Source organism: Anaerolineales bacterium (genome assembly GCA_015075625.1).
Lineage (GTDB): Bacteria > Chloroflexota > Anaerolineae > Aggregatilineales > UBA2796 > UBA2796.
Genome location: JABTTZ010000002.1, coordinates 883,819 through 896,532, shown reverse-complemented (window position 1 = coordinate 896,532; position 12,714 = coordinate 883,819). Strand labels below are relative to the sequence as shown.

The following is a 12,714-nucleotide window of genomic DNA, read 5'->3' as shown; positions in this document are numbered from 1 at the left end:
CTCACGCAGTCATCATTGTAGACATGTTCAGATGATTCAGAGGAGGGGGAATGTCATTCCTGAGGCTACAGAGGCAGTTAAGCACACTGCCCGCCAGTCCTCCGCCAGAACGCGCAAGGCGGGGTCAGACGCTCATTGAGTTTGCGCTCACCCTCCCAATCTTGTTGATGCTCATCTGGGGCATCATTGAGTTTGGGCGGATTTTTCAGGCTTGGGTAACCATCCAAAACGCGGCGCGTACAGCGGCGCGTTATGCCGTTACTGGGCAGTATAACCAAACCATTTTTCAAGAGACGTTCAACCCCTGGACGCCCGACTCGGCGGGCGGCTATGCCGATGGGAAAGTCCCCTCACTCCCCGTCGATTACGCGACGAACTACCCCGCCGGACAAAAACCTGGCGATGGTGTTCCCTGTAATGTGACCGACGCACGCGGTGGATTTGTCCCGACGGGCTACAACCTGAACGGGGACATCCTTCGCTTCCCCGGTCCGAACGGCGGCGGGGTCACCCTTGATGATGAGTATTACTTTGCCTCCCGTTATAACGGGATCAACTGCGATCTCAACATTGACGAACACAAATGGCTGCGGTGGGACGTGCTGCGCTTGGTCTCCATGACCGAAGAAGCGCGGCGCGGCGCGGGCGGCTTGGCACTCGCCCCCTGGATGCGTATCCCCGGTACCGGCATTAACACCGAACCCTATCGGGACGCCACAACCATCCGCGATGCCTCACACCGCCCAGGTTGGTTTCATGTCTATGTCTGTAGTTCGCGTCCCCCGCTCACCGATCAGAGCATCAACCGGCGTTACAAATACGCCCGCGATTACGTGACGAACGCTGCTAACAAAGACACCTACGCCTTTGACGCCGAAGGAATTCGCCTCTGCACAATCAACGAAAAAGTGCGGTTCGGCGGCGCGGATATGAATGCTGTCGATCCCTCCTATGCAACGGATGCGGATCGCCTCGGCGTGAATCAGTACGATGCCGGCGGTCCCGGCGACTTCGTTGAAGTTGTTGTCTACTTCAACCACCCGTTGGTCACCCCACTTGGTCTGGGGCGCAACGATGGCAGCGGACCGTATGTCCTGCTTCAGGCGCGGCGCGTTATGATCAACGAGTCCTTCCGTACCGCCCGTGTCCTTGAACTCCCCGTACAGGGCTTCGCCACCTACGCGGCGACGGTGCCCGGCGGCGGCGGCGATCCGGGACCGCGTTCCCCCACGCCCATCCCCTCCGAGACGCCGGTGCCTAGCCGCACACCGCTGCCCACCAGCACGAACCTCCCAACGAGTACGCCCTCACCGGTGTGTACGAGCATCAGTGTGGAAGGCGGCGCATCGGGCATCGTCTTGGAAGGGCAGTATGCAAAGGTCACCTTCCGTAATCTCAACTTCGCCCCAGTGTTGATCAGTCAGGTGGATGTGAACTGGTGGGTGAAATCGCCCTACACTTCCATCTATCCGGGCGAAATGCGCATTACCGGACAAGGCACGGCACACTGGACGTATGACGGGGTTTCCCCTGCGCCCACCACGCCCACCACCTTTAATAACAGTTCGGTGGGCTGGATCAATGGCATTGCCCCCACCTACCTTAACCGCGCCGTCGCTGGCGCAAACGGCGACCCAGGCGGCGTGACGACGACATGGCAAATGCGCATGGTGAATGGCCCTGCCGACCTCACCACGCACTATTCGCCTGCCTCCGTCCTCGGACGGATCACCTTCCGGCTTGATCTCGGTGGCGGTACTACCTGTGATATCACTGTTGGCGATGTACCACCCCCGCCGGAAACTCCAACGCCGGTTGTTTGTACCGATTCGTTGCTCTATTCGCTCAGCTTCGTCGCCTTCCAGTCCTTTGGCGTCGTGCGCTACCAGTTCCGTAACAACGATACGGTGCCGCGTGCGATTACCTCCTTCAACTTCAACTGGAAGTCCTACTTCTCAGGAATGAACCTTGCCCGCATTGCGGCGAAAGGAAGTTCCGCCTTCTCGCCGGATACCGTCGTCATGTGGCAGGCTTCGCCGGGCGATAGCTCGCCGCCAACCGCCTCTGACCGCACCCAAACGGAGTGGGGTTCATCGCCCATCTTCGCCCCCGGTGAAAGCGGCGCCATCTGGCTAGACTTTGACGGCACGAACGGTAACTTGCAGGCGGAAAACCCAAGCCAAGCCTTCGTCTCCGATTTCAACGGATCGTATGTCCAACTGAGCGACAGCAGCACTTGTCGGGTCAGCCTCCCCGATGCGGCAACGCCTATCGGCACGGCAACCTACACGCTGACGCCCTCACGGACGCCGACCTTGACGCCATCCTTGACGCCCTCACGGACGCTCACCCTGACTCCATCGCTAACGCGGACGCCATCCTTGACGCCCTCACGGACGCTGACGCTGACGCCATCGCTGACGCCCTCACGGACAATCACTCTGACGCCAAGTCGGACGTTCACACCAACGCAAACGCTGACGCCCTCACGGACGCCAACGATCACCCCGTCGCGGACGATCACGATCACGATCACCCCGTCCCTGACGCGGACGATCACCTTGACGCCCTCGCGGACGCTGACCCGGACGCCCTCATTGACGCCCTCGCGGACGCTGACTTTGACGCCCTCATTGACGCCCTCGCGGACGCTGACGCTGACGCCATCGCGGACGCCCTCACGGACGATCACCCTGACGCCATCGCGGACGCCATCGCGGACGCCATCGCGGACGCCATCGTTGACACCATCGCCAAGTCTGACGTCCTCACGGACGCCGACCTTGACGCCATCGTTGACGCCCTCGCGCACGCTGACGCCCTCACCAACGCTCTCGCGGACGCCCTCGCGGACGCCCTCGCTGACGCCATCGCGGACGCCCTCGCTGACGCCCTCACCGACGCCAACCGTCGCCTCGTCCCCGACGCTGCCAAACGAGGCGAACTTGGGCATCACCAAGACACCGAACCGTGCTGGATCGCCACCAGAATATGATCCTGCGGAAGCTGCCGTCTACACGATTGTGGTGACCAACGCTGGTCCTGCCGCCGTGACCGGGGCTACCGTAAGTGACCTGTTCACCGGGGGAAATGTCCCGCTGACCCAAACGTGGTCTTGCACCACGACGGGCGGCGCGACCTGCGCCAGCGGCGTGCGCACGGGCAACCTTGCCGATACGGTGAACATCCCTGTCGGTGGCACGATCACCTACACCCTGACGGTCACCTTCCGTCCGGGAGACGTGAACAAGACCTTCGCGAACACAGCAACCGTGACACCGCCAGGAGGGATCACCGATCCAAACATGGCGAACAACTCGGTGTCCAGATCGGTGAAGGTTGTTTCTAGCTGCGGTGTGGACTGCTAAACCACCGCCGTCCTAAGAGGGGCGCAGGGTGCTGAATCCCCGCTCTCCTCTCCCAAACACATCTCAAAACACGCACGCCCCGCTCACAGGTTATGATGAGCGGGGCGTGTTTATTTTCGTGGGTTTCACCCATCCTGCCGTAGGGATACTTGCCTCTGCGCTAAAGCAGGGGGCTGAAAGCAGGGAAAGCCGCTCCCTCACCCCCTTCCTCTCACTCCCCGGCACGGTAGACGTGGGCAACCCCCGCCGCCGAGAGCGCCGACCATGCCGCGTGAAGGCGTCCCTCACCGTCAAGGGCAGCGCTCACCCCCCCGATCAGATCGGCACTCTCCGACTTAAGCAGCGGTGTCGCCGTCACCGCGCCATCCGTCCCCACACTAAGGATGATCGGGATGCGCGGAAGGGCATACCGTGTCCCGCCGAGGGCGTACCCCCGCCCGCTGAACAGCGCTCCCCCTGCCAAGCGCCCTCCCGACACCCCGCCAAGACCTTCCAACGCCCACCCACTGGCGGCAATCGCTTGCACCCTCGCGCTATCTTCCAGCGGAAAGCGAACGCCCTGTATATCCCCACCTGCGCCCACCACCGCCACCACCCACAGGGCATAGACCTGATCCAAATCACTCTGCACGGCGATAGATTCCGGCGTGCTGCCAGGGGACGTTTCAAACACAGCAATGGGGTCGCTCTGCGCCAGCGCCACAGTGGGGAAAACGCCCCCCGACAAACGGACATAGCGCACCGTCCACACCGCGCCAACACCTTGTTCCAGCCAGACAAAATGGAGATTGCCACGCGAGTCAAAGGTCAGGGCGGGGAAACGCCCCGCCGCTGCGATCAGCACCGTCGGGCGCGGACGCCCTAGCCCATCAATGGTCGTTGCCAGCAAGCGAGAGCGAGAGCCGCTGCGCTCTGACCACACGACGCGCAGGCTGCCATCAGGGGCGGCGGCAGCGGCATACTCGATCACCGCGCCGGTGCTGATCGCTGTCGGACCGCGCTGGACGCTTCCCACCGCGTCCAACGTCCCCCCAACGAGCGCCCCTTCCCCATACGGACTCTGATCGATCCACAGCAGTTGCAGCCAGCCTTTATCAAGCGGGTAGGCGCTCAGGCGCTCAGGCGTAATCCCTAAGGGGAGTAAGTGTGGTGCAGTTAGCCCATCCCACAGGCGAAGATTGGGCATTGTTGGCTCACCAAACCAAAGAATCCGCATGGCGTTCCCCACCCCTAAGGAAAGGGCTGGGCTGTCCACCGGAGCGCTTGTCTCCGTTTGCCCAATCAATTGCCAACCGGGGGCAAGGGGGAGCGTCTCATTTGACGGCGCACATCCCACCAACACAATAAACAGGGCAAATACGGTAGGAAAAACAAGAGAGCGTTGTAAACGCGATAAGATTGTAATAAGTCGCCATCCTAGTATGATTATAATTGGAACAGGGTTGGCATTGTGTTTGAAACCAATCAACCTTACCATGACCCTAACACGGACGAACGGGCAGCACATCATGACTTTCACAACAGCAACTCGAAAAGTGTACACATTGGCAATCTATGTGGGCAACGAATCCTCCGCCCCAATGCGTCTGCGGGTGGATCGGGTGGCGCTCGTGGGGCGGCAAGACGCGCAAGCCGAATGTTACCCCGATCTTGATCTCGGTCCCTTTGGGGCGCGGGATGCCGGCGTTTCGCGGCGGCACGCCCAATTTGTGATCACCCAGGGGCGTTTATACCTAAGCGACCTTGGCAGCGTCAACGGGACGCGGGTGAACGGCGTCAAACTTGCCGCCAACGACCCGCAGCTTGTGCGCGATGGCGATCAGGTTGAATGTGGTAAACTGCGCATGATTGTTTACATTGTTGAGGGAGCGTGATTTCTGTCTACCCTAGTACCCGACAATCTGAATGTGCTGATCCTGACCGACCTCAGCGAGGAGGTGATCGCCCAACTGAAAGCGCTCTCGCCGCGCCTCATCGTGACGAAAAAGGTTGTTGGGGCAGCGGCGGAAATTGACTCTGAACGGTGGGCAGAGACGGATATTCTCTACACGACGACAATTCTTCCCGAACCGGAAGCCGCCCCGCGCCTGCGCTGGATTCAATCGCACTTTGCTGGCGTCGATGCGCTCATGGGGCAGCCCTTCTTCACCGCCCGCCCCGATGTGACATTGACCACCACCAGCGGGATTCATGCCTCCTCGATGGCAGAATTCACCTTCGCCCTCATCCTCGCCTTTGCTCGCAAACTGCCAACGATGGTGGCACTTCAAAAGCAAGCGGCGTGGACGGCGGATCGCTTTGAACACCTGATGCCCATCGAACTACGCGGGGCAACGCTTGGCATTTTGGGTTATGGCAGCATCGGACGGGGTATTGCCCGCCTTGCCGCCGCTTTTGGGATGAGCATCCTCGCCACGAAACGCGATGTGAAACACACCACCCCCGCAAATACCTATGAAGAACCGACCATTGGCAACGGCGATATGCCCTATGTGGATCGCCTCTATCCGCCGGAAGCGACGCGCTCGATGCTCTCCCTGTGCGATTTTATCGTTGTCGCCCTCCCCCTTACGCCAGAGACACGCGGCGTGGTGAACGCCGAGATGTTCGCCGCCATGAAGCGCAGCGCAATTTTTATCAATGTAGCACGCGGTGGCATTGTTGATGAGGCGGCGCTGATTGCGGCGCTGCAAAACGGGCAGATTGCTGGCGCGGGCTTGGATGTTTTTGCCCAAGAGCCGCTTCCCCCACGAAGCCCCCTATGGGCGATGGACAATGTGATTGTCAGCCCTCATGTGTCGGGGAATTACGCCGGTTATGGGGCAAAGGCAGGCGCTGTGTTTGTGGAGAATATGCGCCGCTACCTGAACAAAAGTGAATTGCTCAATCAGGTCGATGTGGCAAAGGGGTATTAGTGGAGGTCTTTCTTGCATCTTTCTCGCCCGTGCGTAGGGGCGCATTGTATGCACCCGCCAGCCTCTAACCTCCCCCCTACCGCGACAGAATCTCCGCCATCTCATAATAATCAAGGTTCACGGCGCGGTGCTTCGTCGTCACATCTTCCAACGGCACAGGGACGATATGCCGCCCGTCCAAGCCGACCATGACCCCGCTCTGCCCTTCCGTCATCAATTCCACCGCCTTGATTCCCATCCGCGAGGCAAGCAGACGATCAAAGGCGGTAGGGCTGCCTCCCCGCTGCGTATGCCCCAAGATTGTCAGCCGCACCTCAAAGCCGACCTTGTGTTCCTCCAAAAACTTGGAGATTTCATTGATCCCCGGCTGCGATCCTTCCGCGATCACAGCAATGGCGTGATTTTTCCCCCGCAAATAGGCATCCTCAAGCCGCTTGGCAATTTCTTCCAGACTCATCGCCTGTTCGGGGATCACCGTTAGTTCTGCCCCACCGATCATCCCACCAATCAGGGCGAGATAGCCGCAGTTGCGCCCCATGACCTCAATGAGGAATGCGCGTTCGTGGCTGGTCGCGGTGTCGCGCAGGCGGTCAATGGCATCAAGGATGGTGTTCAGCGCCGTATCGACGCCGATGCTCATGTTCGTTCCCCAAATGTCGTTATCAATGCTGCCCGGTATGCCGACGACCTTCACCCCCAAACTGTGCAGCGCCATTGCCCCGCGCAGGCTGCCATCGCCGCCAATGCAGACCAAGCCTTCAATGCCCTGTTCGTTGAGGCGGCGCAGTCCCCGCTGCTGCCCACGTGGGGTACGAAATTCGTCATTGCGGGCAGTTTGCAAAATCGTCCCCCCGCGTTGCAGAATACCGCTCACTTCGCGGTTCGTCAGGCGTTCAAAGTCACCCGCCAACAAGCCTGTATAGGCTTGGCGAATGCCAAAGACTTCCAGCCCTTTTGCTGATGCAGCACGAACAACCGCCCGAATCGCTGCATTCATCCCCGGTGCGTCGCCGCCGCTCGTCATCACCGCGATACGTTTCATTGCCGGACTCTCTGCCTCGGTTGAAAGGATTGTCGAATAGATTGCTGTGTGAATACCGTCTAGTATAGTCGTGTTAGGTGATTTCCGCGATATACGCCTACCCCCGTTACCCCTCTTGTTCAAAGCGCGTCCCCAACGCGGTGGGCGGGCGGGCGCGGAGCAGACTGCGCATCATCGGTTGTAACCGTGCCGGAAGGATGCCCACCAACCATTCGGAACGGCTCACGGCGACGAGCGTCAGGAGCATCAGCACCCAGGGAAGCGCGTTGAGCAGTTCCAACACACTCCGCCCGATTTGCCCCTGCAAGCCGGTGACAACGCCGCGCAGCGCGGCGACTAAATAGACCCCCAACGCCACCCGCAGCGGATGCCACCCCCCAAAAATGACGATGGCAAGGGCGATCCACCCATTTCCAGCGATCTGTGATTCCAACCATGTCGTCGTCACGCTTAGGGTGTACGCCGCTCCCCCTAAGCCAACGAGCAGCCCCCCAAGCGCGGCATACAGGTAGCGGGCGCGGTTTACTGCCGTTCCCCGTGCAAAAGCGGTTTCGGGACGTTCGCCCACCGCCCGCAGCGCCAACCCTGCTTTTGTGCGGTAAATCCATACCCATGCGGCAAACACCGCCAGAAAGCTGAGATAGGCAAATATATTTTGACGAAAAAATACCCCGCCAAGGAAGGGAATATCACTCAACACGGGGATTGTCAGGTAGGGGATGGATAACCCCGCCTCGCTGCGATGGCTTGCCCCGAAAAAGATCGCCATGTCTTTGCACAACAAGGCGAGGACAAACCCCACCGCCACCTGACTCTGCCGTAGTTCGATGCTGGCGAAGGCGACGATCAGCGCGGCGACCATCCCCACCATCATTCCGGCGACTGCCCCCACCACTAGGCTGTTCGTCCCCCGCGCAAAGACGAACGCCGCCAATGCCGCCAGCATGAGCGACCCATCCAGCGAGAGGTTTACGATTCCCGCCCGCTCTGAAAACGTTTCCCCCACCGCCGCCAACACAAGCGGCGCTCCGCCAGCGACAATCACCGCCAGTTGGGCAACCAAGAGCGAATCATTCATAGGGGCTTCCTCTTTGACGCCCGCCGCACCCAATAGCCATTTGCCAACAAGACGGCGAGGACGAGCGCCCCCTGAAAGGTATTCCCTAGCGCCGCGTCAATCTTGATTCCCTCGTCAAGGGCGCTGGCAAGTTTCAAACTGCCAATTGGTACAACGGCAAAGGCAAGGGCGACAAACGGCACAAAGCCCGCACGGATATTCACCAGCAAGACAATCAAGATTCCCATGAAGCCGATCCCGCCCGAAATCCCGGGCGAAAGCCGCCCCCGGACATAGATTGCTTGTACTGCCCCCGCCATCCCTGCCAGCGCCCCACAGACCATCAGGGCAAGGAAGATGTGCCGCCCCGTCCGCACACCAAGCAGTGCCGCCGAACGCGGATTTTGCCCCATCGCCCGTAGCTGCAAGCCCCAGCGCGTCCCCCGTAAGGCGAGCAGCACTGCCAGCCATACCCCCAGGGCAAGAGCAATTCCGCCGGGGCTAAGGCGCGACCCCGGCAGGGTAGGCAACAGCGCACCCGGCGCGAAATCTGCCGTCTGGGGGTATGTGCCTGACTTCCATTCACCATTCAGCAGCCAAAGCAGGACGTTGATGCTGATGAAATTGAGGGCGACCCCACCGAATATCTCATTCACGCCGCCACGCACCCGTAAAAACGCTGTCGCCGCTGCCCACAGCGCCCCCCCCACCCCCGCCAATAAAATTTCCGCTGGCACAATGAGGGGCGAGACATCCTCCGCCGCCACCGAACGGGCGAGGATCGTGGCGAAGATCGCGCCCATCGTCACCTGCCCTTCCACACCGATGTTCCACAAGCCCGCTGTGTAGGTCAGCAGCAGCCCGCTGGCACACAACAGCATCGGCACGGCAAGCATGATCACGTCGGCGCGGCTGCGGGCGCTCCCCAACGCCCCATTCAAAAAACCACTCAAGACCGCCCCAGAGTCTTTGCCAAGCGAGGCGATGATCACGACGATCAGCACCGTGACGAGGATAGCAGCCGGGATCAGCACCCGTGCCGCGCCGCCTAGTCCTTCTCGCAATGCCACAGCGATTCGGGCGATCATCCGTTGACCCGTCCCTTTTCGCCACGCTCCGAGGCTTCCGGCGCATCGGGGTTTTTCCCGCCAATCAAGTAGCCCAAACGCTGTGTTGTGATTCCCTCCCCTAGAAGGGTCGTCTCCCCGCCATAAAAGACAAGGACACGATCACTATGGGCAATAACCTCATCCAAATCGGGCGAAAGAAAGATAATTGCCGTCCCTTGCTCCCGGCGGGCAAGAAGTTGTGTCCAGACCCACGCGCTGCTCTCCACATCCAAGCCGCGTGTGGGGTCTTCCAGCAGCAAAAGGGTTAACGGTTCAGGCAGCAGCGCGATCAACGTTCGCTGCTGGTTGCCCCCCGAAAGGCTGTGGACAGGACTTTCCGGGCGTCCCTTGATGTTGTAACGGGCGATCTGCGCGGCGGCATCGGTGCGCATCGCCGCCCAATTCACCCACAGTCCAGCGGCGGGGTGCGTCAGAGCAATGTGATCGGCAATGGTCAGCCCACCCACCAACCCTTCTTCGAGGCGTCCGGCGGGGGCATAGGCAATCCCTCGACGGGCGCGATCATGGTAGCGCAGCGGGGTGATCTCCATCCCTTTCAGGGTGAAGCGCCCCCCGCTGATTCGCTCCAAACCGGCACAAGTACGCAGAAATTCGCGCTGCCCGCTGCCGTCCAAGCCTGCCAGCCCAATCACCTCTCCGGCGTGAACGCTCAGGCTCAGGTTGTGGACGGTTAAGCGGCGGGCGGGAATCGTGATTGCCGCCGCCTCAAAAACAACTCCTCCTTTCTGGGCGGGCTTTCGTTCGGGAAGGGCGGCGCCCGCCTCAAACATGAGCGCTACAAGCTCCGCCGCCCGGAAGGGCTGCTTGCATTCCCCAACCAGCCGCCCCCCACGCAGCACAAAAGCGTGGTCGCAAAGCGCCTCCACATCCTCCAGTTTATGGGAGACGAGGATCACCGTGATACCCTGATCATGTGCCAGCCGCCGCAGGGCAGCAAAAAGAGTCGCTTTTTGATCGGCGGAAATGCCCGTCGTCGGCTCGTCCAAAATCAACACCCGCGCCCCGCGCGCCAAGAGGCGGACGATCTCCAACTGCTGCCGTTCGCCTATTGTCAGCCGCTCAAGGTAGGCATCGGGATCCAGGGAAAAACCCAGTCGGGCGCAGCCCTCAGCGAGCGTTTTTCGCGCTGTCTCGCGGTTTAGGCGTACCCCCCCCGGTGTGCCGAGGATAAAGTTTTCGAGGGCGGTCAGGTTTGGCACATCCAACACATCCTGATGGAGCATCCCTACACCCGCACTAAGGGCATCGGCGGGGGAGCGAAAGCGGGCATCCTTCCCCTCTAGGCGGATCGTTCCCCCCTCTGGCGCTTGGTAGCCAGAGAGGATTTTCATCAGGGTGCTTTTCCCCGCACCGTTCTCACCGAGGACGGCGTACAAGCGCCCCCCTTGAAAGGAGAGGCTGATCCGATCATTGGCACGCACCGCGCCAAAGGTTTTTGTGATTCCTTCAAGGTCTATACGCATAGGCGTTCATTATAGCGAATCAGTAGACATACCCATTGGCAAACCGCAGCAGGGATTCCGACCCCGCCTCCCGCGTCGAGACGCGGATGATCCACCCACCGTTGAGCCAGGTGAACTCATAGTAGGTATAGTTCGCCGCAGCATACACACCATAGCCATAGGGAATCCGCCCATCGGGGTGCAAGCGAATGACCGTGTTCGCGGTGGAAGCCCCACCAGCGCGTTCGGCAAAACCTTCAAAGGCTGCCCTCAGCGTGGGCGGTGTCTCCCCCGCCAAAACCACCTCAAGGGAGATTGCCTTCCCCTCGAAATCATGATAGACCGCCGCCCCATGCCGCCCGACACCGACGGTATCAAGAGTATCGATGCGGAGCGATTGCCGCAGATAATCGCCCGCCCGTTCGCGGAGGATCAGCGCTCCGGGTGTGTCGGCATCCAACCCCTGACGGCGCATGTTGAAGCGCTCATCAATCGGTGTGTGGTTGTTCGTAAACCACAGGCTGTACACCAGTAAAACGGCGGCGAAAAGTCCCAAGCCAATGACGACAAGTTTTCCACGCATGGGGTCGTTGGTATCCTTCTCCATTCAGATCAGGCAAGATTCACTGAGCATCTATGATAACCCTCCTTCACCGGTCAATCTTCCCCCTAGTTGCAAACACCATCCTCTCATCGGATAATCAACCCACTCTAAAAATATGTAACACCTACAGCATTTTTCTTCAACGAGATTGACCCCTCAGTGGTTGACAGCCCTGTTTATCACGGTATACTTGCCAATGGGCAGGCGGTGGCGATCAAGGGAAAATGAACGATGCCCGTCCTTCTTATAAGAAGGCTGGTTACAGTCCAACCAGTGAGGGTATTGTATGTAAGCAAGTAATAATGATCATGATTATCCCTGCCCTTTTTGCTGCCCTGATTGGAATTCTGGTTGGGGCGTTCCTCAACGCCCTTGCCGATGATCTCCCCCACTCAAACCAGATTCGTCGCCCCCATTACCCCGATGGCGCACCGCGCCCTCTCCGCGCCTGGGTCGCCCTTGCCGCCTTCCTCAGCGGCGCTCAGACCTCCCCCGATGGGGCGCGGCTCTCATGGCGACAACCCCTTACCGAACTCGTCACGGCGGCGCTCTTTTTGGTCATTACCCTTGACGGGGCAAATGCCGAACAGCCCGCCCGCGCCCTTTGGTTGATGATCCTCAGCGCATTCTTGGTTTTGATCACCGTGATTGATCTTGAACACCGGATAATTCTCGTCTTGGTCATTGCCCTCGCTAGTGCCGTCGCGCTCATTGGGGCGTGGGTGCTGCTCCCCTGGGCGCGTGTCCCTTTCAACGATCATCTTCTCGGCGGGGCGCTTGGCTTTGGCGTCTTTCTTCTCCTCTATCTTGGCGGCGTGGGCTTCAGCGCGGTGATGGCAAGCGTGCGCGGCGAGCTGCTGGAGGAAGTGGCGTTTGGCTATGGGGATGTTCTCTTGGCAATGTTGAGCGGCTTCATCCTCGGTTGGCAAGCGCTCATTTTCGCCGCTACGATTGCTGTTTTTCTGGGCGGGGCAGGCGCGATTCTTTACATGGCGGCACGGCTTGTCCTTCGCGGGCGCTACGAGGCATTCACCGCCCTCCCCTATGGGCAGTACATCGTCATTGGCACACTGATCATGATGCTCTGGCGAACGCCCGTTATTCAGGTGTTGCAAGGCGGATGATTTTAGTGTATAGTTTGAATAATAATTGAACA

The 12,714-nt window shown here is 60.0% G+C and carries 10 protein-coding genes; 4 read left to right on the top strand and 6 right to left on the bottom strand.

Going from position 1 to position 12,714, the window contains the following annotated elements; genetic code table 11:
• Positions 1 to 50 precede the first annotated feature (50 nt).
• Positions 51 to 3,368, top strand: coding sequence for a pilus assembly protein (locus tag HS103_12525; protein MBE7513624.1), 3,318 nt, complete (start codon positions 51 to 53; stop codon positions 3,366 to 3,368).
• 211 nt (positions 3,369 to 3,579) lie between these two features.
• Here HS103_12525 and HS103_12520 read toward each other — a convergent pair whose 3' ends face one another.
• Entirely contained in the window at positions 3,580 to 4,704 is a 1,125-nt protein-coding gene (locus tag HS103_12520; GenBank protein ID MBE7513623.1) for a hypothetical protein, read from the bottom strand.
• Between the two features lie 118 nt (positions 4,705 to 4,822).
• On the opposite strand from HS103_12520, the gene HS103_12515 reads away from it, so the two are divergent.
• On the top strand, positions 4,823 to 5,242 hold the full coding sequence (locus HS103_12515) for an FHA domain-containing protein (protein MBE7513622.1): 420 nt from the start codon (positions 4,823 to 4,825) through the stop codon (positions 5,240 to 5,242).
• Between the two features lie 33 nt (positions 5,243 to 5,275).
• Entirely contained in the window at positions 5,276 to 6,283 is a 1,008-nt protein-coding gene (locus HS103_12510) for a D-2-hydroxyacid dehydrogenase (GenBank protein ID MBE7513621.1), read from the top strand.
• Between the two features lie 76 nt (positions 6,284 to 6,359).
• Here HS103_12510 and pfkA read toward each other — a convergent pair whose 3' ends face one another.
• The 5 genes from pfkA to HS103_12485 form a co-directional block, all read right to left on the bottom strand.
• Positions 6,360 to 7,325 (bottom strand): 6-phosphofructokinase, encoded by a 966-nt coding sequence (gene pfkA, locus HS103_12505; protein MBE7513620.1) that lies wholly within the window; start codon positions 7,323 to 7,325, stop codon positions 6,360 to 6,362.
• A gap of 106 nt (positions 7,326 to 7,431) precedes the next feature.
• Positions 7,432 to 8,403 (bottom strand): ABC transporter permease, encoded by a 972-nt coding sequence (locus HS103_12500; GenBank protein MBE7513619.1) that lies wholly within the window; start codon positions 8,401 to 8,403, stop codon positions 7,432 to 7,434.
• A complete protein-coding gene (locus HS103_12495) occupies positions 8,400 to 9,470 on the bottom strand; it encodes an ABC transporter permease (protein ID MBE7513618.1) in 1,071 nt (356 codons plus the stop codon). The genes HS103_12500 and HS103_12495 overlap by 4 nt, the downstream gene beginning before the upstream one ends.
• Complete coding sequence (locus HS103_12490; protein MBE7513617.1) at positions 9,467 to 10,975, bottom strand: ATP-binding cassette domain-containing protein; 1,509 nt, start codon at positions 10,973 to 10,975, stop codon at positions 9,467 to 9,469. The genes HS103_12495 and HS103_12490 overlap by 4 nt, the downstream gene beginning before the upstream one ends.
• Positions 10,976 to 10,994: 19 nt before the next feature.
• Positions 10,995 to 11,537: a hypothetical protein gene (locus HS103_12485; GenBank protein MBE7513616.1), complete on the bottom strand. Its 543-nt coding sequence runs from the start codon at positions 11,535 to 11,537 to the stop codon at positions 10,995 to 10,997.
• Between the two features lie 323 nt (positions 11,538 to 11,860).
• On the opposite strand from HS103_12485, the gene HS103_12480 reads away from it, so the two are divergent.
• The gene (locus HS103_12480) at positions 11,861 to 12,682 is read left to right on the top strand and encodes a prepilin peptidase (GenBank protein ID MBE7513615.1); all 822 of its coding nucleotides are present in this window, start codon (positions 11,861 to 11,863) and stop codon (positions 12,680 to 12,682) included.
• Positions 12,683 to 12,714: the final 32 nt, after the last annotated feature.